Here is a 25,162-nt window from a genome sequence, read left to right as displayed (position 1 = left end):
TTATTTTCGGATAGGGTATAAATAAAACAATGAGTTAATACCACTATCGTATGAGAGAGGTGGAAAATGCTACAACAAATATGCGAGCTTGCCCGGCATGCAGGTGATGCCATTATGCAGGTTTACGACGGCGTTAAACCGATAGAAGTGACCAGCAAGCAGGATGATTCTCCGGTAACGGCGGCGGACATTGCGGCGCATAACGTTATTATTGAGGGACTGAAAACGCTGACGCCGGATATCCCGGTACTGTCGGAAGAAGATCCTCCCTCATGGGATGAGCGTCAGCACTGGCAGCGTTTCTGGCTGGTTGACCCGCTTGACGGTACCAAAGAGTTTATCAAGCGCAACGGTGAGTTTACCGTCAATATTGCGCTGATTGAGCAGGGCAAACCGGTTCTGGGCGTGGTATATGCGCCAGTGCCTAAAGTGATGTACAGCGCCGCTGAAGGTAAAGCATGGAAAGAGGAGTGCGGCGTACGTAATCAAATTCAGGTGCGCGATGCGCGTCCGCCGCTGGTGGTGATCAGCCGCTCGCACTCTAACGATCCCGAGTTGCAGGAATATCTTCAGCAACTGGGTGAGCACCAGACGACGTCAATCGGTTCCTCGCTGAAGTTTTGCCTGGTGGCGGAAGGGCAGGCGCAGCTTTATCCGCGCTTCGGGCCAACCAATGCCTGGGATACTGCCGCAGGTCATGCGGTCGCGGTTGCCGCCGGGGCGCACGTTCACGACTGGCAGGGAAGGACTCTCGACTATACACCGCGTGAATCCTTCCTCAACCCTGGCTTCCGGGTGTCTATTTACTGAGTCGCTGGCGCAGCAGAGAGCATGTCTGCTGCGCTTTCACCAGTATACAAACAGCCAGGATCGGCGCTGAAAGCATCGTTATTAACTGCCCACGCCAGACAACGCAGTCCACCCCGACACTGGGATTTAAAGAGACATTTTGTGCAAGCGGCTGGGTGAGTAAAATCGCGCAATTGTTTTAACAGCGGCGCAGTTTGATACAGCGTCATCAGTGGAGTTTGATGCATATTTCCCACGGAAACGGGAAGTCTGCGGCACGGGTATATTTCGCCATCAGGCATAATAGTTATTAGCCCTGCGCCAGCCTGACAGCGATATGGCGTTGTAGCACTGTACTGAAATTGTAATGCTCTTAACATTGCCACTTCAGTTTTGTTCTCTCTTTTAGTAAAAAGAGAGATGAGCGGCTTTCTTTCCGTCTTCTTCTTAATTAACCAGGCGGACTGAAAAAATTGCTGTGTTTGTTGTCGATCAAGAATATCAGGAAGATCCTCTTTGTAAGGAATAAGCCGATCAAACCACAGACGATTAACCTGATATTTTTTAGCTAACGCGGCGACATGCGCAAAAGTGTGCGCATTCTTTTTATGAACGGTAAAAGACCATAGTATTCGTTTGTTAAGCACATTAAGCTTTACTGTCGCGGCCAGCACACGATTGAAATTACCTTTACCGCGGATCTCATCATGTGTTTTTTCATCGCCGTCAAGACTGAGCTGGATAAACGCCAGACGGATCCGCGAGAGTTTTTCCAGACGTCTGTCGGTAAGCAATGTTCCATTCGTTAGTATGGCGATTTGTGGGCGCAGCGGATGCGTATCAAGAAATTCGAGTAGGTGCATAAAGTCAGGATGCGCAAAAGGCTCACCGCCAGTTAATGTTAATAGTAAAGGGAGTTGATGGGTCCCGGCAAGTTGTCGGTGAAATTGCAGGATCTCTTCCGCAGTAGTGATTAACTCAGTCAGAGAATTACGCTTTCCCTGATAGTCAGGTTGATAACAGTGCTGGCAGCGCAAATTACAGCTGTCAGTGATATGCCACTGCACCGTCAGATGCTGTGGCCGGAAGAAGTGAGTCATCGGCTACCACATCCCCCGCATCCACTGCCTCCACAACTGCTGCCGCTGCAACTGCTTCCGCTACAACTGCTACCACTATAATTACTGTCGCTACTGTTGGTAGCGGCTGGGTTATGTATGACGGGAGCCTCACTGGCATAGAGGTTTGCCATAATGGTACTGCCAAGGAGAACTCTGCTGAGCCACTCCTGCTGTTGAGTCTTGTTGTCAGTGCTAAGTAATACATCGCTGTACTGTTGTAGATAATGCTTGCCGAAAGGACTTATAACAATGGCATTCGTATTGCTTTTATAAAATACGATCGGAATAACGATGAAAATACTTATCAATAGATAGCCGATGTTATAATGTCCCGTACAGAGCGCAGCAATCAATTTATATAACCCCAGAACCATCAATATGATCCGCGCTGTTCTGTTAGCATTAATTATTTTCTTTTTTACAGACTTGCTAAGGATCAACTGCATCTTCTCTGCTTTATCACGGTTTTTTTAATTAATGCCGGGAATATCTTTTCTGCTTTTTTTAAAGGCTTTTGTGTTTTGAATAGTTTAAGCGCCTGGTATTCATAAGCCGTCGCTCCCGGTTTTTTACTCTTTATTGTTCGCCAGGTATTTTTGCCTTCAACCTTACCGATGAATTCCCCTTCAATCAGTGGTCCCATAACTAATTCTACCATTCCCATGGCCGGATCTTTCAGCCAGGCAATGAACAGTGGATCTTCATTAACATTGATCGGTAACTGAATGTTTTTATAACCCGATACGTAATTTTCATACGTGACAGTCAAACATTTAAAGATTGTAATGAGTATGTAATAGAAATATAGAAAATGTATACCGCTGAGGGACGCGATTGGATCCAGCCATGGATTCCCCGTCATTGTAATTACTCCCTGAATGTTAAGCCGGGAGTGTGAGTATACGCTGCTGCTCCCACTAATAATAGACAGGAGCAGCTTCATTAACTATTGGGCGAGTAGCTGGCGCACCAAACTCACCACCTGCTGCACTTCCTGCTGGGTCAGCGCGCCGTCTTTCGCCCAGCGAACGCGGCCTTCTTTATCCAGCACGACAACAGCCGATCCTTTCTCTTCCAGCTGCCAGGCCTGGCGAGCGGCTCCATCGCTGTCGACAATAAACTGTGACCATGGGTAAAGCTTTTTATTACTCTCGATGCTGCTGCGCACGAACATTGCCGAGCCGGGGATCGCATCATCAGTGTTAATGATCGTGGTGGTCTGATAGTTATCATGCGGGAAATTCGCTGCTTTGATGGCTTCGACCAGATTGGCATTTTTCTCTTTTGCCGAAGTGCGCCCCGCGATGTGTTGCAGCAGCCGCACTTTTCCGGCGAGCTGCGAGCTATTCCATTTTTTATAGCTAAACTTGTCGTTACTCAGGATGAGTTCGCCACGGTCGGCGATGCCAACGGGCGGCACGCGCTGGTTATCTTTAAAGTTATGAGCAGATGCCATCATCGGCAGTATGAGGCATAAAGAGGCCATCAGCGTTCGTAAAGTCATGGTGCTTCCTTTTTTGTGCAGGTGATCCGACCACTTACGGTGGAATGTTAATAATATGTGCTATTTTTAACCTTTTCCCGCAAACAGGGTGCCAATTTGCGGTAGAGCGCACATATTCAGAAAAAAATGAAGGCTTATACTGCCTTTGTACGATGTCTGAAAAGAAAATTCTGATTAATTGTAATCAAACGGTAAATAAACTTATGCATGCTGGGTCTCCCGGCGGTTCTGGTCTATAGTCATAGGGCATTAAATTTGCGTCTTAACCAGTTGGGCCAAATGTGGCACCACAAGGGCGTAATCTTCAGCAGGAGTTAAAAGAATGAAAATTTTCCAACGCTACAACCCGCGTCAGGTGGCGAAGTACGTGAAGATCCTGTTCCGTGGACGGTTGTACATCAAGGACGTAGGCGCTTTTGAGTTTGATAAGGGTAAGATCCTTATCCCCAAAGTGAAGGACAAGCAGCATTTGTCTGTGATGTCCGAAGTCAATCGTCAGGTTTTGCATCTGCAAACTGAGATGGCGTAATCAACGTGCTATGCAGTAAAAAATATAAGCAGTAAATAAAGACGGCCCCAGAAGGGGCCGTTGATGTTTTTGAGAAACCTGTTTTGCTATTGTACATGCTGTTTTGCCGGGTGGCGGCTTCGCCTTACCCGGCCTGGAACATCACCAATGACAGCAGGTTGCTCACTATTGTAGGCCTGTGCAAGCGAAGCGCCGCCAGGCAAAGTTCCACGGTATTACGCCGCGCCTTTCTCTTCTGCGTCCGGCAGTTTCGGCGTCAGAACCGTCGGCTTACTGTCAATACGCGTTACCAGCAGCTGATCGATGCGGTAGTTATCGATATCCACCACTTCAAACTTATAGCCGGAAAATTTAACCGAGTCGGTGCGTTTGGGGATCTTACGCAGCATATACATCATAAAGCCGCCGATGGTTTCATAATTGCCGGACTGCGGGAAATCATCGATATCCAGCGCCCGCATCACGTCATCAATGGGCGTGCCGCCGTCAATCAGCCACGAGTTTTCATCGCGCGCGACAATCTGCTCTTCCATCCCCTGACCAATTAAATCGCCCATCAGCGTGGTCATGACATCATTCAGGGTGATGATACCGACTACCAGCGCGTATTCGTTCATGATGACCGCAAAGTCTTCACCCGCCGTTTTGAAACTTTCCAGCGCTTCGGAGAGCGTCAGGGTATCCGGCACAATCAGCGTATTGCGGATTTGTAAGCCGCTGCTCAGCGCCAGGCTTTGATTGGCCAGCACGCGGTTAAGCAGGTCTTTTGAATCGACATAACCGATGATATGGTCGATATCTTCTTTACAGACCAGGAACTTAGAGTGCGGATGTTCCGAGACTTTCTTTTTCAGACTCTCTTCATCTTCGTGCAGATCGAACCACACTACGTTTTCACGCGAGGTCATCGAAGAGGGAACGGTACGTGACTCCAGTTCAAACACGTTCTCAATCAGCTCATGCTCCTGTTTACGCAGCACGCCCGCCAGTGCGCCCGCCTCGACGACCGCATAGATGTCATCAGAAGTGATGTCGTCTTTACGTACCATCGGCAGTTTGAACAGACGGAAAATGTTGTTTGCCATGCCGTTAAAGAACCACACCAGCGGCGTGAAGACAAACAGGCAGAAGCGCATCGGGTTGATGATGCGTAAAGCCACAGCTTCAGGCGAAATCATACCGATGCGTTTCGGCGTCAGGTCGGCAAACAGAATAAACATGCCGGTGACGAGGGAGAAGGAGATGATAAAGCTCAGCTGTTCGGCCATTTCGGGTGAGACAAAGCGGATCAGGACATTGTAAAACGCCGGTGAAAACGCGGCATCGCCGACGATACCCCCCAGAATGGCAACGGCGTTAAGGCCAATTTGTACCACGGTAAAGAAGGTGCCAGGGTTCTCCTGCATTTTCAAAATGCGCTGGGCGTTGATATTGCCGTCATCGGCAAGGAGTTTGAGTTTTATCTTTCGTGAGGCGGCAAGCGAGATCTCAGATAACGAGAAGAATGCACTCACGGCTATCAGGCAAAGTATTACTAAAATACTGTTTAACATATCTTATCCAGCCATAGGCCAGATCCTCGGAAGGGAAGTTTGAATGACACGATACGCCGATCCGAAGGCACTGGATCGGCAATTTCACCGCTAGTATAGCGTAAGGGAGGGGAGGGCTGCCAGAGGGGGAAAGCGCCCCAACATCGTCGTCAGGGCGGTTAACGTGGGGTTTTCCCTATTATTCGAGCGCAGACAGATGCGTTTTTCCATTAAACTGGCGGCTGGCTTCCCCGCCCCATACCTTGTCGTACTCATAACCGGTAAGCTGTTTGATCACAAGCCTGGTCTCGCTGTCGCAATCGCGATAGTCGCCGCCTAACTTACGCCGGGCGATCTCTTTGATCAGTAATTTGTGCGTTTCACGGGTAAGTTTGAATTTGTAAGTGGTGTAAAAACTTACCGCCAGCAGTGCTGCGGTGGCAAAAATCATCAGGCCAATAATCGCATGCAGCGCGCTTTCCGGCTGAATACCGCTGCCTTTCACAAAACCGGCTTCCTGCAATACAATGCCGATAATAAGAATCGCCATTGCTACCGTACTTTTACGCGTCAGGACCATCACGCCCGCGAAAATACCTTCCCTTCGCTGTTGGGTGACCATTTCATCGATATCCGGGATAAAACTGTAAATATTCCATGGGATATAATAAAGCCCGGCTCTGGCGAAACCCAGTACGATAAATACGCCGGAAAGCAGCAGGGTGGGAACGCTAATTTTGGTCAGATACACGGTAAATAAGAATGCCAGCACAAAGAAGATGCAGCCGTAGGCCAAACGCAGTGCGCCCGATGGCGTGACATTAAAACGATTAAGTAATTGCATAAATCCGAAGGTGCCCGGCACGGAAGCAAAGGCGGCAATACTTAACCAGCCGGAAACGGCAGCGGCATCCTGACTCAGGCAGTACACCACGTAATAGGTAAATACTGAGCCAAAAACATCCATCGCGGTGAACGAGAAAATATAAATAATAATATGTAAACGAAAGGCGCGGATACGGAACGATGATAGCAGGTCCAGTACCAGATATTTCAGGTGATTAAGCAGGCCGCTACTGCGGTTGACCTGCGGCTGAAAATGTCCCTCTTCCTGCACATCTTTGGCCTCCCAGGTACACCACCAGGTAGAGAACACCGCCACGCAGAAAATGACTGAAAAGAGCAGGCCGGTCAGCGTATAAGTGAATGAGTTATCTTTGCCGGTAAACTGCATAATCAGCCCCGGTACCGATACCGCCAGAAAACCGCCCAGCTGCGAGCAGATCATACGTACGCCGGAAAGGCGGCTGCGCTCGTTGTAGCGGTTGGTCATTTCCGCGGCCAGGGTTTCCCAAGGTACAAGCACCATTGCCGATAACAGCTCGATAGAGAGATAGGTTCCCAGATAATACCAGTAGCCCATATCCGTGACCCATAATAAGGCATAGAGGAACATTAATGGGGAACTCAGGAGCAGAAAAAACCGACGTCTGCCGAATTTTTTACCAAGCCAGGTATTGCCGAAATTATCGGTAATATAGCCCATAATTGGGCTAAGTATCGCATCAATGATCCTGGCAACGGCGAATATCGATCCGGCTTCCAGAACCGATAGTCCGCAATAGGTAGTGTAGAAAAACAGAAGCCATGTTCCGATAATAGCGAAGGCACCTCCGCCAAATAAATCCGTCACGCCGTAGCCGATAGCCACGCCATAACCGACTCTTCTTTCAGTTGGTTTAACCATTTTTTTATTTCCAGATTGATGTAGGGTTTATAGCGCCCGGCCAGAGGCCGGGCGCGCTTTAACACTGGAATTGATAATATTAATGTGTAATGTTAATCCATTGCCTTAATTGTGAAGATCGATATATTGCTTCCACAATATGTATGGATTTTGCTGCCTGATTAATATTGATATAGTCGCCATCTCCTCCATGCTGAATAGCCTGATAAAATTGTTCAATTGCCTTTTGATGGCCTATGCCCCAGTAATTTTTACCGTTACCCGTGGGCGGATTATCATTGGTGAGGGAGAACCACTCGCCATCAGCAATCTGCCACAGCGTATTATCCCTGAGTTGCAACATGCCTTTTTCACAGTGGATTTCCAGCAACAGCGGTGAATCAACCGTATGGTTATTGGTGGCCCAGAATAAACCGCGTGCACCGTTATGCAGGGCAAACGTTGCCATCGCGCTGTCTTCGGTTTCGATAGTTTCGGCCAGCGGGCCGCTATCGACCACGCCCTTGACGCTATCCACGCCATCAGCAAACCACTGCATCAGATCCAGCGTATGAATCGCCTGATTGATCAGCAGACTTCCGCCTTCGGTGGCAAAGCGTCCGCGCCACGGGCTTCCGGTGTAGTAATCTCCCGAGCGCGACCAGGTCAACGCCGCTTTGATGCTGCGCATCTCCCCCAGCACCTTTGATGCCAGCACATCACGGATCGCCCGGCTGGTGGGATTGAAGCGGTTCTGAAAGCACACGCCCAGCAGGCCCGGCGCACGGGAGGCCGCGTCGGCAATGTCAGCCACTTCCAGAGTGTTCATTCCCACCGGCTTTTCGCTGAAAACGGCTTTTCCTGCGGCCAGCGCGTCGAGGATCATGGCTTTATGCAGGTAGTGCGGGGTACAAATATGTACTACCTCAATAGCGTGATCCTGCAACATTTCCCGGTAGTCATGATAAAAATGACAGCCGTAGCTTGCTGCCAGGGCTTGTCCCTTCACGATATCGGTGTCCACGATGGCGCGCAAATGTGCACCCTGCGTCTGCCGCAGTGCCTCAACGTGACAGATATGAATGGCACCACAGCCGATAATCGCCGCGTTTATCGCCCTCATGATGACTCCTTAGCGGCCCGCGTTGGCCAGCATCTGCGCTTTGACGCACAGTTCTGCGGCTTTAAAGGCGTGCGCCTGGCTCATGGCGTTTTCCGTACGGTTGAGGCAGTCTTTAATCAGCTCACCAAAAAACGGGAAGCCAACGTTACCGGCGACCGGATAGCGGAATTCGCCCTCTTTATTGACCAGGTAAACCACATCCTGCTCACCGCGTGTGATATCGACATATTTGCGGATCTCAATGTAGCCTTCGGTGCCCAGCAGCGTCAGGCGTCCATCTCCCCAGCTCGACAGCCCGTCCGGTGTGAACCAGTCACAGCGGAAATAGCCCGTCGCGCCGTTGTCGCCCGCCAGCATCGCATCGCCGAAATCCTCGAACTGCGGATACTGCGGATGGTTAACGTTACGTACCTGACTTGCCACTATTCGTGCGTCGCTATTGCCGGTATAAAACAGGAATTGCTCGATCTGGTGGCTGCCGATATCGCAGAGGATGCCGCCAAAAAAGGCTTTCTCGTAAAACCAGTCGGGACGACCCTGGCCTTCGCGATGCGGACCGGTGCCAAGCGTCTGAATGACCTTGCCTATGGCACCCTCCTGCACCAGTTGCCCGGCAAACACCGCGCTCTCAACGTGCAGACGTTCGCTGTAGTAAACCGCATACTTACGGCCGGTTTCGGCAACTTTACGTTTTGCCGCGTCCAGTTGCGCCAGCGTGGTCAGCGGGGCTTTATCGGTAAAATAATCTTTTCCGGCGTCCATGACTTTCAGGCCCAGCGCACAGCGCTGCGACGGGATTGCCGCGCCAGCCACCAACTGCACGCTACTGTCATTAAGGATGGTATCCAGCGAGTCGGCAATGTTGACCTGCGGATACTGACGAACGAAAGCATCGACTTTGGCCGGGTCCGGATCGTAGACCCACTTCAGCGTCGCGCCCGCTTCAATAAGCCCGTTGCACATCCCGTAGATATGGCCGTGATCCAGTGCAGCAGCGGCAATAATAAACGCGCCTGCTTCTACCACCGGCTGTGGTTTACCCTTCGGGGCGTAATTCATTCCATCATTGAGGCTCATTTTCGTGCTCCTGTATCAAGGTCTTTACCCAGCGGAATAGCGCCGACTTCGCTGAAGTTTTCTACCGAGGCGGCTTTTTCATAAAAATGGGGTGCCAGCGAGAGAAGTCCGCCGGTCTGGTAATAGGGATCGTCAGTGCTAATGGGCAGCGACACGATCTGGCGCGTGATCGACGATTTATAAATAGCGGTGATAATTTCCAGCGATCGCTTGCCCTGGACGCCATCAATCAGCAGGGGAATATCCTGGCGGATAGCGCTGAGCAGGTTGTCGATTTGCCCGCTATGTAGCGTCCACGTCAGCGCTGGCGTGGTGTGAAACAGATCGTTGAGGCGGCCTTCACGCTGAACGTCATGCTCAGGCTGTGGGAAACCATTGTCGGCAGAAACGCTGGCCCAGACGTCCCACGGTGCTGAGATGCGGGCCTTATCGCCCTGAATGACGATTTTCTGATCCTCACCATGATGCACGACGGAAGCGGTAAGTTGAGTCAGCGCGCCATTGGGGTAGCGGAAAATGGCGGCCGAGAGATCTTCCACTTCGGCATTATCGTGAGTAACGTTGGTCATCATTGCCACCACTTCTGACGGAAAGCCCAGCATCCACTGAATCGCATCGATATGGTGAACGGCGTGATTCAGCGTACAGCCGCCGCCTTCTTTCTCCCAGGTGCCGCGCCACCACAGATCGTAATAGCAGTGCCCACGCCACCAGAACGAATCTACCTGCGCATGGCAAATGTTGCCGATCTCGCCGGAGTCCACGGCTTTTTTCAGCCGCCAGAAGGCATCGGTAAACCGGTTTTGCGCGATGATGGAGAGAATTTTGCCACTTCGTTGTTGTGCCGCGATCATCGCGTCACACTCCTGCAGCGAGGCCGCCATCGGCTTTTCACAGAGCACATGCTTCCCGGCGTCCAGCGCGTGAATGGCGATCTCCGCATGGACGTAAGGAGGCGTGCAGACGTCAACAATATCTACCTGCGCTTCGGCGTCCAGCGTGGCTTCATGGCTGCTGTACACGGTCGCCCCGGTTAATCCATAACGCTGCTTTTTCTCCTCGGCTTTTTCCGGGTAGATATCAACCAGCGCGACGATCCGGCAACGGTCGGCAAACTGCAAATAGCTCTGAATGTGGTTGTGGGAAATATTACCTGTGCCCACAATAGCGACGTTCAACATGCGATGTTCTCCTGATTTACCAGCTGCCGGAGGCGTCCAGCGTGCGATTTTCGGATGATTTTTCAATGGACGTGGCGATGTGTTCCTGCAGCAGCGACAGGTAGCGAGCTTCATCAATCGGTAGATCAACCCAGTCGTCCAGCCAGGTAGAAAGATGCATGGCGTTAGACAGCGTCAGGCCATTGATCCCTTCCTGACCCGGGGCTATAAGCGGCGTCCCATGGAGCACTGCGGCGGTAAAGTTGGCGGTAATAACATGATGTTCACTGCATTCCGCTGCGGTTGGAATAGTGACTTCCCAGCATTCCGGCTCACCAAAACCATTCTGCCAGCGGGCGTTAAAATCGGTTTCAGATTCGCGCAGCCGCCAGAAACGCAGCCTGCCTTCTTCCACAACGATCTTGCCGCGATCGCCGGCGATCTCCAGACGATTGGTACCCGGCGCTTCGGCGGTGGTGGTAATAAAGACGCCCGTCGCGCCGTTAGCATACTCGGCGTAGGCGGTGACCTCATTTTCGACTTCGATCTGCCGGTGTTTGCCGAACTGACAAAAGGCACGGATACGTACCGGCATACCGACCAGCCACTGCCATAAGTCGAGTTGATGCGGGTCCTGATTAAGCAGCACGCCGCCACCTTCACCTTTCCACGTCGCGCGCCAGCCGCCGGAGTTGTAATAACTCTGCGAGCGATACCAGTTAGTAATGATCCAGTTGGAGCGGCGGATCTCGCCGAGTTCGCCGCTATCAATAAGATCTTTCACTTTCTGATAAAGCGGATTGGGGCGCTGGTTGTACATGATGCCGAACACCACCTTGCTGTGCCGGGCAAATTCATTCATCTCGCGCACCTGCGCGGTATAAACGCCCGCCGGTTTTTCGCACAGCGTATGAATGCCGTGGCGCATCGCCAGCATGGAGAGTTCCGGGTGCGCATAATGCGGCGTGGCGACGATGACTGCATCAATCAGCCCGCTTTTTAGCATCGATTCTGCATCGCTAAAAAGCGTGACGTTTTCCCCTACCAACTGACGTATGGCCTCATGTTTTGTCGGATCGTTGTCACATACCGCGGTCAGGCGGGCTTCGGGCACCGTACCTGCCAGTAAGTAACGGGTATGAACGGTACCAATGTTGCCCACGCCGATAATGCCGAAACGAACGCTTGTCATGTCACATCCTGCTATCGCTGAAATTAACAATGTCTGGAAAATAGAAAAGTGCATCGGCGAGGACAATGACAATTTGTGAGAATGCTCGCAGGGATGAGACAAAAATGACCTTTGCGTGGTGAAAGAGCTTTAAAATCATGCGATTGTTTCTGCAAAATTTTGCAGATATTGATTGCGAGCGAGGTCACATTATGGCTGGCAGGCTAAAAATGAATCAAATTGCAGCGGCAACAGGCTACTCCATCAGTACGGTATCGCGGGTGTTAAATGGTAAATCGTATACCAGCGATAGCGCGCGCGAAGCGATTGTTCAGTGTGCCCGCAGGCTCGGTGTGCTTGATGAATTAACGACGGGTCGGTTGTATGTGAAAAGCATCGCGGTCTTCGCGCCGCAGCGCACGTTCAACGCCCGCGGCGACGTTTTTTATCTCGAAGTGACGAAGGGAATTGCTGAAGCGACGGCCGCCCAGAATGTGTATTTAAGCTATTACGGTCTGGAGGAGCAGCGTCCGGATCTGAAACTGTTTCTTGAAAAAGCTGGCGATAAAGACATTGATGCCATCATTATTATTGGCACCGATGATACGACGATCTTTAAGCTGGCCGCCACGTTGAATAAACCCTGCGTGCTGATTAACTCCATCGATCGTGAGATGGCGCTGGACTGTGTTTCTCCCGATCATCGGGCTATCGGTTTTAGCGCAGCACGCTATCTGTTTGAACGTGGCTATCGCCAGATCCTCTCGGTAACCTGCCTGCGTCGGGAAACATTGCATATGCGTCTGGAGGGTATTAAAGAGGCCTACCGTTATTTTCACCAGGCATTCGATCCGCAACGCGATTTAGCGATTACAGAGACGTTTGCGCCGCATGAAGCAGAGGAAGCAATCAATATCTGGCTCGATTCTCATCCCAGGGATTTGTGGCCGGAGGCTATTTTATGTGGCAGCGTGGAGATGGCGGGGGGCGTAATGCGTGCGCTGAAACGGCATAATTTACAGGTGCCGGAGCAGGTGTCGTTAATGCTGACCGACTTTGCCTGGCATCTGGAAAAAAAAATGGGCCGGTCATTGACGGGTATCGCCGTTCCCTGCCGCGAGCTGGGCATTGAAGCCGTTCATCTGTTACAAAATCGACTCAACCGTCCTCAGGCCGCAGTATTTAATTTGTTATTACAGGGAAAAGTGGCGGAATACGGCACCGTATTGAGCGCGACCCGTTTTGCCGCAAGGGCAGAGCAAGTTATGCCTTCTGATGGCTGAGGAATGTTTATCAGCGGGTCAGAGGAAGGTGTGGCAGGTTGTCGCCATAGCCCTCCTCATTTTAAATCATCTTTCTTCTCACTTTTATCATAATAGTAAAATCAATCCTCATTGAATTAAATGTGATTAAATCCCGGTGTTAATATTAAATCAAAGAAACTCATCTTGCTGGTAATAGCAGTGCATTTTTCTTCCCGGTTGTTTATAAATAAAAGTGGCTGGATGCATAACGTATTCATTTCTTGACGTTGACTATTTTATAAAGGATAAAAAATGCAATTAGATGCTACACTTAATTTTAGTAATGATACCTGGTATCCTACGCTTGATATCACCGGATTCAAGCCTGTTTCTGCCGCGCGTATTGATATAAAAGAAAAAATGATTCTGACGTTTAGTGCGCCGGGGAAAATTACCGAGGGAGATATTAACGTTTCGACTAATCCGTGGATCGCATTAAAAACCCAGATTGAATCCAGCGAAATTTCTACCGGGATTTACGATATTAAATTAACTATTACGGCTGCCGATGGTAGCGCCATTGGCGATGCTATTTCGCAAATTCATATGGGCGTTAATGTGTCTTCCGATACTGCCCCGAAATGGGAATCATTGCGCAATACGTTCACCTTCGCGGCGGATGAGGAGCCTCAGGTGGAGGGTGAGCTGGTGATTAACTGTGCCGCATTTCCTGCCGGGCTTGAAGACACGGCGCTTCAGCTGGTGCTGGTGCGCGGTGAAAAAAGCGAAGTGTTGCATCCTGAAGCGGGTACGTCTTCTTTCGCCATCTCTGCCGGGACTTACAGCGCCTCGGTGGCCGAACTGCGCACCGCGGATGGCACGGTGCGGGCAGCAGTGGCATTAAGCACCGCTGAACTGACCATTGCTAAAGGCCAGCGTACCCAGCTGAATATTACTTTCGCGCCGGCGCAGCGTAGCACTACGCTGGAAATTGCCATTGATTTACCCGTGACTCACGCATTGCATAATGAAGAACTGAGCGTGGTTTATCTGGAAAATGGCGTCGAAAAACAGCGCTATACAATGCAGTCCGGGCAGAAACTGCGTCTGGAACAATTGCCGGTTAATGGCCAGTACAGCGTGCGTATTGCTGATGTGAAGCTAAACAATATCCACTATAGCGTTAATGCTATGAACGGCGCGCTGGACAACCGGTTCCATGCGCTTACCGTCACCAGCGCGCAGATCCGCCAGAATGATGACGTTCAGGCTGGCTCCGCAACACTGACCATCAAGGTTAACGCTGAGAAAACCGTTGCTGCCGTTTTCGATCTGCGTCTGGTTGATGCTGCGCGTCAGTATCACTTTACCGACCTGCCGATGCAAACGGGCAGTCACGCACCGTCCGTACTGCTGGCGCAGGGTATCTATCAGATTGCTTCCGGCACCCTGATCCATGACGGCGTTGTGCATTATATTGACGTCGAACCGCAGGTATTACGTATCGAAAATAATGCGCCGCAGACGTTAACCGTAACTATTACCGAAGGTGCGAACCTGCGTGTGAAAGGATTTCCGGATTTCCTGAGCTTTGGCGGCTGTGCGGATATGTCGCCGTCCAACGTTGACGATCTGGCTGAAGCACGCATCGCTTCCGTATTCAAATATTCCGGTGATGACGGCATGGGCGATGCTTCCGGCTATCTGGATCCGACTAAAGAGCCAACGCCGAAAATCATTGAAATGGCGCGTAATGTTTCCGCTAAAACTGGTGAAAGCGTGCTGCCGGTAATGGTGTCCTATACCTGTAACCTGTCTCTGGGCGATGTTGAAAACATCATCGACGATCCGGTTCGTCATAAATTCAGCTTTGCAAACTTCATTCAGGCGCTGCAAATGGCGCAGGCGATGAAGGATGAGCAACATCCTGTTCCGGCTGGCTTTATCATCAACCCGGATTATCTCGGCGAATGCCAGAAGTACGGTTTCTCCCCGGATTACCCGATCCCGGTCCGCCAGCCGTTGTCTGAAGCGATGGCGCATCACGGCGTTAATGTCGCTATCCCGGCGGGCATTACCGATACGCTGAAAGGCTATGTTAAAGGCGTTAACTGGCTGGCCCGCGTGGTCGCACCGGATGTGGTACTCGGCTGGCAGATTAACCTGTGGAGCGTCGGCGGTTCGCAGTGGGTTTATAACGATTTCACCTACGACGATGTGTTTGATCCGATTGATGGCACTAAAAAGCGTATGACCATCAATCCTGCACTGGCGGGCAAACTCTCTGCTGAGTATGCGCTGCTGATCGGGATCTTTGAGGAGACGCAATATACCCGCGCTACTGGTGTCTCTGCTGTCGCTAAAGGCGCCGATTTTATGGCGGTTGACCGTTATGAGGCGGATGACTTCACCGCACGCGCCTACAAAAACGGCTACTGCTACTCTCCGTTCGAGTGGGATCGTACTTTTGATTACTGCGCGTCACTGAGCCGTCATTTACGTCAGCCGGTCCTGCCGTGGCAGATGCCGGCAAGCCGTCTGGCCAGCGTAAACGAGGAAGTGGGTGAACTGGAAGAGCAGTTCTGGGGCACCGGCGGTAGCTATCTGATGGGCCATCCGGAGATCGGCAGTTCAGTCGCCGCCATTAACCCGCGTCTGCTGAATATCGAATTCCTTGATGTTCATACCAGCATGATGGGCCGCAACCCGCAGGAGCTGTTCAGCCGCCATGAATGGGATTTCACCGCGCCGAAATATCAGGATTTCCCGTCGCGCGGTATTTTCCATGTGCAGGTCGGCGGCGGCGCTACCACTGGCGTTGTGAGCGCGGTCAACCGCAACAGCAGCCGCTGGATGCGCGCGAAGCTGAAAGCCTACCGTGATGCACCAGTGAAATTTGAGAAGTAATTTGTTTTGATGTGCCGTTACCCGCCGGAGGGCGGGTAACGCTTTTCAGCATCTCATGCCTGCGGCGGCAGGCACACCCCAATCCCACCAATACCGCAATACCCGTACGGATTCTTATGCAGATACTGCTGATGATCGTCTTCTGCATAATAGAACGGCGTAGCGGTTTTAATCTCGGTAGTCACATGGCGCTCGTCACCCGCGGCCTGCATTGCCGCCTGAAAACGCTCAAGGCTGGCGTGAGCGGCGGCATCCTGCTCCGGCGTTAACGGATAGATCGCGGAACGATACTGCGTACCATGGTCGTTGCCCTGGCGCATCCCCTGGGCCGGGTCGTGATTTTCCCAGAACACCTGCAACAACTGTTCATAGCTGATGACGTTTGGATCGTATACCACGCGCACCGCTTCCGCATGACCGGTCTCTCCGGAGCATACTTCGCGATACGTCGGGTTAGGGGTATAACCGCCGCAATAACCCGCCGCCGTACTGTAAACACCGGGCAGCACCCAGAACAGGCGTTCAACGCCCCAGAAGCAGCCCATCGCAAAAATGGCGATTTCCATGCCGTCAGGTACATTGGTCATTGAGTGTTGATTGACCGCGTGAAGCGTGGCAACCGGCATAGGTGTATTGCGTCCGGGCAGCGCATCGGCCTGAGAAACAAACTCTTTTTTGTCGAATAAACTCATGATGCTGTTCTCCCGAAACTGAAATTGTCGTTAGGGTTGTAACGAGGCGTGTCTTTTAACACAATAACTACGCTGAATCAGACTAGATTTAAACATAAGAAATATTTGGGTTGTTGTCTGTTTTTCAAGTCCTGTTGTTAGGACTTTGTTACGATATGGGCGGTAGTTCGTTTCCAGTAGGGGTGGAGACAAGGATATTCAGGAGAAAACGTGCCACAGATCCGCCAGTTATGCTGGACCAGTTTACTGCTGCTTAGCGGCGCGGCCAGTGCGGCTAATGTCCGTTTGCAGGTAGAAGGGCTGACAGGCCAGCTGCAAAAAAACGTTCGTGCCCAGCTTTCCACCATCGAGAGCGATGAAGTGACGCCCGATCAGCGCTTTCGCGCGCGCGTTGATGATGCCATCCGCGAAGGATTAAAGGCGCTGGGCTACTACGAACCGACCATTGATTTTGAACTGCGTCCGCCGCCGGAAAAAGGACGGCAGGTGCTGATTGCCCGCGTCTCGGCTGGCGAGCCGGTGCGCATTGGCGGCACAAATGTGATCCTGCGCGGCGGCGCGCGGACCGATCAGGATTACCTCGATCTCCTTAATAAGCGTCCGGCCACCGGGACCGTGCTCAATCACGGCGATTACGAACGCTTTAAAAAAGGGCTGACCAACGTCTCATTGCATAAAGGCTATTTCGACAGCGAATTCAAAAAAAGCCAGCTGGGCGTTGCGCTCGACCGTCATCAGGCCTTCTGGGATATCGACTACGACAGCGGCGAGCGCTACCGTTTTGGTGCGGTGACTTTTGAAAACTCGCAAATCCGCGATGAGTATTTACAGAACCTGGTGCCGTTTAAAGAGGGTGATTACTACCAGTCGAAGGATCTGGCGGAACTTAACCGCCGGCTCTCGGCGACTGGCTGGTTTAACTCGGTGATCGTCGCGCCGGAGTTCGATAAAGCGCGTAAAACGAAGGTGCTGCCGCTGCACGGTGTCGTCTCCCCGCGCGTGGAAAATACCATCGAAACCGGGGTCGGCTACTCCACCGACGTTGGGCCGCGCGTGAAAGCGACGTGGAAAAAGCCGTGGATGAACTCGTACGGCCACAGCCTGACCACCAGCGCCAGCATCTCCGCGCCGGAACAGGTGCTGGACTTCAGCTATAAAGTCCCGCTGCTGAAAAATCCGCTGGAGCAATATTATCTGGTGCAGGGCGGCGTTAAGCGCACCGATCTGAACGATACCGAAGCCGATTCCACCACCCTGGCGCTATCGCGCTACTGGGATCTGTCGAGCGGCTGGCAGCGCGCCATTAACCTGCGCTGGAGCCTCGATCACTTTACCCAGGGTAATGAAACCCATACCACCATGCTGCTCTATCCAGGCGTGATGATTAGCCGGACCCGCTCGCGCGGCGGTCTGATGCCAACGTGGGGCGATTCCCAGCGTTACTCCATCGACTATTCCAACACGGCGTGGGGCTCGGATGTCGATTTCTCGGTCTTCCAGGCACAGAACGTCTGGATCCGCTCGCTTTATGATAAGCATCGCTTTGTGGCGCGCGGCAATCTGGGCTGGATCGAAACCGGCGATTTCGACCGCGTGCCGCCGGATCTGCGTTTCTTCGCCGGGGGCGATCGCAGTATTCGTGGCTATAAGTACAAATCAATTTCACCGGAAGACAGCGACGGTAAACTGAAAGGTGCCTCAAAACTCGCCACCGGATCGCTGGAGTATCAGTACAACGTGACCGGCAAATGGTGGGGCGCGGTTTTCGTCGACAGCGGCGAGGCGGTGAGCGATATCCGCAAGAGCGACTTTAAAACCGGCACCGGCGTCGGCGTGCGCTGGCAGTCGCCGGTCGGGCCGGTGAAACTCGATTTTGCCGTGCCGGTGGGCGATAAAGATAAGCACGATTTACAGTTTTACATCGGTCTGGGGCCAGAATTATGAGTTTATGGAAGAAAATAAGCCTCGGCGTGCTGATTTTTATCCTGCTGCTGCTGGGGACCGTGGCGTTCCTGGTGGGGACGAAAAGCGGTCTGCATCTGGTCTTCAGCGCGGCTAACCGCTGGGTACCGGGGCTGGAGATCGGACAGGTGACGGGCGGCTGGCGTGATTTAACGCTGAAAAATATCCGCTATGACCAGCCCGGCGTGGCGGTGAATGCCGGGCAGGTGCATCTCTCCGTCAGTCTCGCCTGCCTGAAGCAGAGCAGTCTGTGCGTGAACGATATTGCGCTCTCGGATATCAACGTGACGGTGGACACCAAAAAAATGCCGCCTGCCGCACAGAAGGAAGAAGAGGACAACGGTCCGCTCGATCTCTCCACGCCGTATCCCATCTCGTTGAGCCGTATCGCGCTGAACAACGTCAATATTAAAATTGATGACACCACCGTCTCGGTGATGAGTTTCTCGTCAGGGCTGGCGTGGCAGGATAAAAATCTGACCGTGAAGCCAACCTCGTTGCAGGGAGTGCTGATTGCGCTGCCGAAAGTGGCGAAGGTCGCCCAGGAGCAGGTGGTGGAGCCGAAAATTGAACACCCTGAACCGGACGAAAAGCCGCTGGGTGAAACGCTGAAAGATCTCTTCTCAAAACCAGTGCTGCCGGAGATGAACGATGTTCATCTGCCGTTGAATCTGAATATTGAAGAGTTTCGCGGCGAACAGCTGCGCCTGACCGGCGATACCGATATCACCGTGCGCACAATGCTGCTCAAGGTCAGCAGCATCGATGGCAATACAAAACTGGATGTGCTGGATATTGACTCCAACCAGGGCACGTTAAATGCAACCGGCACCGCGCGGTTAGCCGATAACTGGCCGCTTGATCTCACTCTGAATAGCACGCTGAACGTCGACCCGCTAAAGGGCGAAAAGGTGAAGATTAAGGTCGGCGGCGCGCTGCGTGAACAGCTTGAGCTGGGCGTCAACCTCTCCGGCCCGGTCGATATAGTGCTGCGGGGGCAAACGCGCCTCGCTGAAGCTGGCCTGCCGCTAAACCTTGATATTACCAGCCAGCAGCTTTACTACCCGTTTACCGGCGAGAAACAATACCAGGCCGATAATCTGAAACTCAAACTGACCGGCAAAGCCACCGACTATACGCTGTCGTTCCGCACGGCGGTGAAAGGTCAGGAGCTGCCCCCGGCCACGATCACCCTCGACGCGAAAGGCAATGAGCAGCAGATTAATCTCGACAAGCTCACCGTCGCCGCGCTACAGGGTACGACCGAGCTGAAGGCGCTGCTTGACTGGCAGCAGGCGATCAGCTGGCGCGGCGAGCTGGCGCTGAAAGGCATTAATACCGCGAAAGAATTCCCGGACTGGCCGTCGAAGCTGGATGGTCTGATTAAAACGCGCGGTAGCCTGTACGGCGGCAGCTGGCAGATGGACGTGCCGGAGATGAAAATCACCGGCAACGTGAAGCAGAACAAGGTGCTGGTCGAAGGGGCAGTCAAAGGGAACAGCTATCTGCAATGGACGATCCCTAAATTGCATCTGGCGCTGGGCCGTAATAGCGCGGACGTCAAAGGCGAGCTTGGCGTTAAGGATCTCAATCTGGATGCCACCATTGACGCGCCGGGGCTGGATAACGCCCTGCCGGGACTGGGCGGCACTGCGAAAGGCTTACTGAAGGTTCGGGGCACCGTCGAGGCTCCGCAGCTGCTGGCGGACATTACCGCGCGCGGCCTGCGCTGGCAGGCGCTTTCCGTAGCGCAGGCGCGTATCGAAGGGGATATCAAATCCACCGACCAGATTGCCGGGACCATGAACGTGCGCATTGAACGTATCGTCCAGGGCGATCTGAACGTTCGATTGCTGACGCTGGAGGCGAAGGGCAGTGAGAAACAGCACCAGCTTCAGCTACGCATGCAGGGCGATCCGGTGTCCGGCCAGCTGGATCTGGCGGGCAGCTTTGATCGTCAGGCGCAGCGCTGGAAGGGCACGTTAAGCAATACGCGCTTCCAGACGCCGGTCGGTCCATGGGCGCAGAACCGCGCCGTCGCGCTGGATTACCGTAATCAGGAACAAAAAATCAGTATCGGACCGCACTGCTGGACTAACCCGAATGCTGAGCTGTGCGTGCCGCAAACCATTGACGCCGGAGCGGAAGGCCGCGCGGTCGTTAATCTCAACCGCTTCGATCTGGCGATGCTGAAGCCGTTTATGCCGGACACTACCCAGGCCAGCGGCACTTTCAGCGGAAAAGCCGACGTCAGTTGGGACACCACCAAAGAGGGATTGCCGCAGGGGCAGGTAACGCTGTCCGGGCGCAATGTGAAAGTGACGCAGATGGTCAACGACGCGCCGCTGCCGGTGGCCTTCAGCACCCTGAATCTGAACGCCGAACTGCGTAATAACCGCGCGCAGCTGGAGTGGCTGATGCGCCTGACCAATAACGGCCAGTTCGATGGCCAGGTGCAGATCAGCGACCCGCAGGGACAGCGTAATCTCGGCGGCAACGTCAATATCCGCAACTTCTCGCTGGCGATGGTGAATGCGATTTTCTCCCGCGGCGAGAAAGCGGCGGGCACGCTTAACGCCAATCTGCGGCTGGCCGGCAATGCGCAAAGCCCGCAACTCTTCGGTCAGATGCAGCTTAATGGGGCAGAGCTTGACGCTAACTTTATGCCGTTCGATATGCAGCCGAGCCAGCTGGCGATGAACTTTAACGGTATGAGTTCAACGCTTCAGGGCGTGGTACGCACCCGACAGGGCGAAATTGCCCTGAACGGCGACGCGGACTGGAGCCAGATCGACAACTGGCGCGCGCGTATTGCGGCCAAAGGCAGCCGCGTCCGTATCACCGTGCCGCCGATGGTGCGCCTGGACGTGTCGCCGGATATCGTCTTCACCGCCACGCCGCAGCTGTTTACGCTCGACGGCAGCGCCGACGTGCCGTGGGCGCGGATCGTGGTTCATGAGTTGCCGGAGAGTGCGGTAGGGGTCTCCAGCGATGAAGTGATGCTGAAAAACGATCTGCAACCGGAAGAGCCGAAAACGGCGGCCATCCCGATTAACAGCAACCTGGTAGTCCATGTAGGCAATAACGTTCGCCTGGATGCGTTTGGCCTGAAAGCCAGGCTGACCGGCGATTTGAAAGTCGCCCAGGATAAGCAGGGGCTGGGCCTGAACGGACAGATTAATATTCCGGAAGGGCGTTTTCACGCTTACGGGCAGGATTTGATTGTGCGTAAGGGGGAACTGCTGTTCTCCGGGCCACCGGATCAGCCGCTGCTGAATATCGAGGCCATCCGTAACCCGGAATCGACGGAAAACGATGTGATCGCAGGCGTGCGCGTCACCGGCACCGCGGATGAACCGAAAGCCGAGGTGTTCTCGGACCCGGCGATGTCGCAACAGGAAGCGCTTTCTTATCTGCTTCGTGGTCAGGGACTGGACAGTGAACAGAGCGACAGCGACGCGATGACCTCAATGTTAGTTGGGCTGGGGGTTGCACAAAGTGGGCAGGTTGTGGGTAAAATCGGGGAGACGTTTGGCGTAAGCAATCTGGCGCTGGATACCCAGGGGGTAGGCGACTCTTCCCAGGTGGTGGTCAGCGGTTATGTGCTGCCGGGTCTACAGGTGAAATATGGTGTAGGTATTTTTGACTCGCTGGCGACTCTCACGTTACGCTATCGCCTGATGCCTAAGCTATATCTTGAAGCGGTGTCTGGCATAGATCAGGCACTGGACCTGCTCTATCAGTTTGAGTTTTAGCAATGCGAATATTTGTCTACGGCAGTTTACGAAGTAAGCAAGGCAACAGCCACTGGATGACCAACGCTCAGTGGCTGGGCGATCACAGCATCGATAATTACCAGTTGTACAGCCTGGGCCACTATCCAGGCGCGGTGCCCGGCGAAGGCACGGTACTCGGGGAAGTTTATCGTATCGATGCGGCAACGCTTGCCGAGCTGGATGCGCTACGCACAAAGGGCGGCGAGTACGCACGTCAGTTGATCCAGACCCCGTACGGGAGTGCATGGATGTACGTCTATCAGCGGCCTACGGAAGGCTTAACGCTGATAGATAGCGGTGACTGGTTAGACAGGCACCAGGACTAAACCTCGCGCCGCCTTCGGGCGGCGTTATTTTTACCGTTTCCCTGCGACTCCCGCCCACATTTTTTAACCAATCTTCAACCTGTTGCCCAAAATTCGGTATGATTGAGCGATGCTGAGGTGAAGGAACCTTTTATGAAACAAATCCGTTTACTGGCGCAGTACTACGTCGACCTGATGATGAAGCTGGGGCTGGTGCGATTTTCCCTGCTGCTGGCGCTGGCGCTGGTGGTGCTGGCCATTGCCGTGCAGATGGCGGTGACGATGGTGCTGCGCGGGCAGGTAGAGAGCATTGATGTTATCCGCTCAATCTTTTTTGGCCTGCTCATCACGCCGTGGGCGGTTTATTTTTTATCGGTGGTCGTTGAGCAACTGGAAGAATCGCGGCAGCGTCTTTCCCGGCTGGTGGAAAAACTGGAGGTGATGCGCGAGCGCGATCTCAAACTGAACGTCCAGATGAAAGACAACATCGCCCAGCTTAACCAGGAGATTACCGATCGCGAGAAGGCGGAGGCCGAGCGTCATGCGACCTTCGAACAGCTTAAAATTGAAATGAAAGAGCGTGAAGAGACGCAAATCCAGCTTGAACAGCAGTCAAGTTTCCTGCGCTCTTTCCTCGATGCCTCCCCCGATCTGGTGTTCTACCGTAATGAAGATAAAGAGTTTTCCGGCTGTAACCGCGCAATGGAGCTGTTGACCGGGAAAAGCGAAAAACAGCTCATCAAGCTTAAGCCTCAGGATGTTTACCCGGCCGATACGGCGGAGAAAGTTCTCGAAACCGATGAGAAAGTATTCCGGCATAACGTCTCCCTGACCTATGAGCAGTGGCTGAGTTATCCCGATGGTCGCAGAGCCTGTTTCGAGATCCGTAAAGTGCCCTATTACGATCGGGTCGGTAAACGACATGGCCTGATGGGATTTGGCCGCGACATTACCGAGCGTAAGCGCTATCAGGATGCGCTGGAGCGCGCCAGCCGCGACAAGACCACCTTTATTTCCACCATCAGCCACGAACTGCGTACGCCGCTCAATGGCATCGTGGGATTAAGCCGGATTCTGCTGGATACCGACCTGTCCAGCGAGCAGGAAAAATACCTCAAAACCATCCACGTTTCAGCGGTTACGTTGGGAAATATTTTCAACGATATTATCGACATGGACAAAATTGAGCGGCGCAACGTCAAGCTTGATATTCAGCCTGTGGATTTTACCGGTTTCCTCGCCGATCTGGAGAACCTCTCCGGCCTCCAGGCGCACCAGAAAGGGCTGCGCTTCGTGATGGAGCCGACTCTGCCGCTGCCGCATAAGGTGACCACCGACGGTACGCGACTGCGCCAGATCCTGTGGAACCTCATCAGTAACGCCGTCAAATTTACCCAGCAGGGACAGGTAACGGTGCGCGTGCGCTACGATGCCGGCACAACGCTCCATTTCGAGGTCGAAGATTCCGGCATCGGTATTCCGCAGGATGAACTGGATAAAATCTTTGCCATGTATTATCAGGTCAAAGGCAGCAATGGCGGCAAACCGGCAACCGGCACCGGCATTGGTCTGGCGGTATCACGGCGGCTGGCGAAGAACATGGGCGGCGATATTACCGTTGCCAGCCAGCCGGGTAAAGGCTCGGTATTTACCCTGACGGTGAATGCGCCAGCGGTGGCGGAAGAGGTCGAAGATGCGTTTGACGATAACGACATGCCGCTGCCTGCGTTGCACGTGCTGCTGGTTGAAGACATTGAACTGAACGTCATCGTCGCGCGGTCGGTGCTGGAAAAACTCGGTAACAGCGTGGATGTCGCCATGACGGGGACGGCGGCGCTGGAAATGTTTAAACCGGATGAATACGATCTTGTGCTGCTGGACATCCAGCTTCCGGATATGACCGGGCTGGATATCTCACGGCAGCTTACCCAGCGCTATCATCGTGACGAACTGCCGCCGCTGGTGGCGTTAACCGCCAATGTCCTGAAAGATAAACAAGAATATTTTGCTGCCGGTATGGACGATGTACTGAGCAAACCGCTGGCAGTTCCGGCATTAACTGCCATGATTAAAAAGTTCTGGGACACCGCTGACCACGAGGAGAAAACAGTGACTTCCACGGATAATGGTAAAACGCAAAATCTGTTAGACACCGATATGCTGGAGCAGTACATCGAACTGGTGGGGCCGAAGCTCATCACCGACGGCCTCGCTGTTTTTGAAAAAATGATGCCGGGCTACCTGAGCGTGCTGGAGTCAAACCTCACCGCGCGCGACCAAAAAGGCATCGCGGAAGAGGGGCATAAGATTAAAGGCGCGGCGGGTTCCATTGGCCTGCGTCACCTGCAACAACTGGGGCAGCAGATCCAGTCTTCCGATCTTCCGGCGTGGTGGGATAACGTCGGGGAATGGATTGAAGAGATGAAGCAGGACTGGCAGCACGATGTCGGCGTCTTAAAAGCGTGGGTAGCCGAACGCGGGTAAAAAATGACCCCGGCCTGGCCGGGGTGCGCTAATACTGCGCCAACACCAGGGAAATCGTGG

At 53.2% G+C, this 25,162-nt stretch carries 18 protein-coding genes; 8 read left to right on the top strand and 10 right to left on the bottom strand.

The window, feature by feature from the left end; genetic code table 11:
• The first annotated feature begins 66 nt into the window (after positions 1–66).
• Positions 67–810, top strand: coding sequence for a 3'(2'),5'-bisphosphate nucleotidase CysQ (gene cysQ / locus P0H77_RS20380; RefSeq protein ID WP_276159008.1), 744 nt, complete (start codon positions 67–69; stop codon positions 808–810).
• Here the strand turns inward: cysQ and P0H77_RS20375 are convergent.
• From P0H77_RS20375 to P0H77_RS20365, 3 genes are all read right to left on the bottom strand, one after another.
• Positions 804–1,889, bottom strand: coding sequence for a radical SAM protein (locus P0H77_RS20375; protein ID WP_276159007.1), 1,086 nt, complete (start codon positions 1,887–1,889; stop codon positions 804–806). The two genes, cysQ and P0H77_RS20375, sit on opposite strands and share 7 nt — an antisense overlap.
• 457 nt (positions 1,890–2,346) lie before the next feature.
• Complete coding sequence (locus tag P0H77_RS20370; RefSeq protein WP_276159006.1) at positions 2,347–2,772, bottom strand: hypothetical protein; 426 nt, start codon at positions 2,770–2,772, stop codon at positions 2,347–2,349.
• Between the two features lie 84 nt (positions 2,773–2,856).
• Positions 2,857–3,414 (bottom strand): YtfJ family protein, encoded by a 558-nt coding sequence (locus tag P0H77_RS20365; RefSeq protein ID WP_276159005.1) that lies wholly within the window; start codon positions 3,412–3,414, stop codon positions 2,857–2,859.
• Positions 3,415–3,736: 322 nt separating this feature from the next.
• On the opposite strand from P0H77_RS20365, the gene P0H77_RS20360 reads away from it, so the two are divergent.
• Complete coding sequence (locus P0H77_RS20360; RefSeq protein WP_049838959.1) at positions 3,737–3,943, top strand: DUF1107 domain-containing protein; 207 nt, start codon at positions 3,737–3,739, stop codon at positions 3,941–3,943.
• A 215-nt stretch (positions 3,944–4,158) separates the two neighbouring features.
• On the opposite strand, the gene P0H77_RS20355 is transcribed toward P0H77_RS20360, so the two are convergent.
• The 6 genes from P0H77_RS20355 to P0H77_RS20330 all read right to left on the bottom strand — a co-directional run bounded on the left by P0H77_RS20355 (position 4,159) and on the right by P0H77_RS20330 (position 11,753).
• Positions 4,159–5,496 (bottom strand): hemolysin family protein, encoded by a 1,338-nt coding sequence (locus P0H77_RS20355; protein ID WP_276159004.1) that lies wholly within the window; start codon positions 5,494–5,496, stop codon positions 4,159–4,161.
• Positions 5,497–5,674: 178 nt separating this feature from the next.
• Entirely contained in the window at positions 5,675–7,222 is a 1,548-nt protein-coding gene (locus tag P0H77_RS20350; RefSeq protein ID WP_276159003.1) for an MFS transporter, read from the bottom strand.
• 79 nt (positions 7,223–7,301) lie between these two features.
• Entirely contained in the window at positions 7,302–8,324 is a 1,023-nt protein-coding gene (locus P0H77_RS20345) for a Gfo/Idh/MocA family oxidoreductase (RefSeq protein ID WP_276159002.1), read from the bottom strand.
• Positions 8,325–8,333: 9 nt separating this feature from the next.
• The gene (locus P0H77_RS20340; RefSeq protein ID WP_276159001.1) at positions 8,334–9,401 is read right to left on the bottom strand and encodes a Gfo/Idh/MocA family oxidoreductase; all 1,068 of its coding nucleotides are present in this window, start codon (positions 9,399–9,401) and stop codon (positions 8,334–8,336) included.
• Positions 9,398–10,582 (bottom strand): Gfo/Idh/MocA family oxidoreductase, encoded by a 1,185-nt coding sequence (locus P0H77_RS20335; protein ID WP_276159000.1) that lies wholly within the window; start codon positions 10,580–10,582, stop codon positions 9,398–9,400. Before P0H77_RS20335 ends, P0H77_RS20340 begins: the two co-directional genes overlap by 4 nt.
• A 16-nt stretch (positions 10,583–10,598) precedes the next feature.
• Positions 10,599–11,753 (bottom strand): Gfo/Idh/MocA family oxidoreductase, encoded by a 1,155-nt coding sequence (locus tag P0H77_RS20330; protein WP_276158999.1) that lies wholly within the window; start codon positions 11,751–11,753, stop codon positions 10,599–10,601.
• Between the two features lie 191 nt (positions 11,754–11,944).
• Here P0H77_RS20330 and P0H77_RS20325 point away from each other — a divergent pair, with 191 nt between their 5' ends.
• Together P0H77_RS20325 and P0H77_RS20320 are read left to right on the top strand one after the other, a co-directional pair.
• The gene (locus tag P0H77_RS20325) at positions 11,945–13,015 is read left to right on the top strand and encodes a LacI family DNA-binding transcriptional regulator (protein ID WP_276158998.1); all 1,071 of its coding nucleotides are present in this window, start codon (positions 11,945–11,947) and stop codon (positions 13,013–13,015) included.
• Positions 13,016–13,288: 273 nt separating this feature from the next.
• Positions 13,289–15,883 carry a hypothetical protein gene (locus P0H77_RS20320; RefSeq protein ID WP_276158997.1) on the top strand — a complete coding sequence of 865 codons (2,595 nt, stop codon included), beginning with the start codon at positions 13,289–13,291 and terminating at the stop codon, positions 15,881–15,883.
• 53 nt (positions 15,884–15,936) lie between these two features.
• Here P0H77_RS20320 and msrA read toward each other — a convergent pair whose 3' ends face one another.
• The gene (gene msrA, locus P0H77_RS20315; RefSeq protein ID WP_194207112.1) at positions 15,937–16,575 is read right to left on the bottom strand and encodes a peptide-methionine (S)-S-oxide reductase MsrA; all 639 of its coding nucleotides are present in this window, start codon (positions 16,573–16,575) and stop codon (positions 15,937–15,939) included.
• 210 nt (positions 16,576–16,785) lie between these two features.
• On the opposite strand from msrA, the gene tamA reads away from it, so the two are divergent.
• From tamA to arcB, 4 genes are all read left to right on the top strand, one after another.
• The gene (gene tamA, locus P0H77_RS20310; RefSeq protein WP_276158996.1) at positions 16,786–18,519 is read left to right on the top strand and encodes an autotransporter assembly complex protein TamA; all 1,734 of its coding nucleotides are present in this window, start codon (positions 16,786–16,788) and stop codon (positions 18,517–18,519) included.
• Positions 18,516–22,292: an autotransporter assembly complex protein TamB gene (gene tamB, locus P0H77_RS20305; RefSeq protein WP_276158995.1), complete on the top strand. Its 3,777-nt coding sequence runs from the start codon at positions 18,516–18,518 to the stop codon at positions 22,290–22,292. Before tamA ends, tamB begins: the two co-directional genes overlap by 4 nt.
• Positions 22,293–22,294: 2 nt before the next feature.
• Positions 22,295–22,639, top strand: a complete 345-nt coding sequence (locus tag P0H77_RS20300; protein WP_276158994.1) for a gamma-glutamylcyclotransferase — start codon at positions 22,295–22,297, stop codon at positions 22,637–22,639.
• 132 nt (positions 22,640–22,771) lie between these two features.
• Positions 22,772–25,102, top strand: a complete 2,331-nt coding sequence (gene arcB / locus P0H77_RS20295) for an aerobic respiration two-component sensor histidine kinase ArcB (protein WP_276158993.1) — start codon at positions 22,772–22,774, stop codon at positions 25,100–25,102.
• Positions 25,103–25,162 lie beyond the last annotated feature (60 nt).

The sequence above is a fragment of the Superficieibacter sp. HKU1 genome (genome assembly GCF_029319185.1).
Lineage (GTDB): Bacteria > Pseudomonadota > Gammaproteobacteria > Enterobacterales > Enterobacteriaceae > Superficieibacter.
This window is presented reverse-complemented; position numbering and strand designations above follow the sequence as displayed.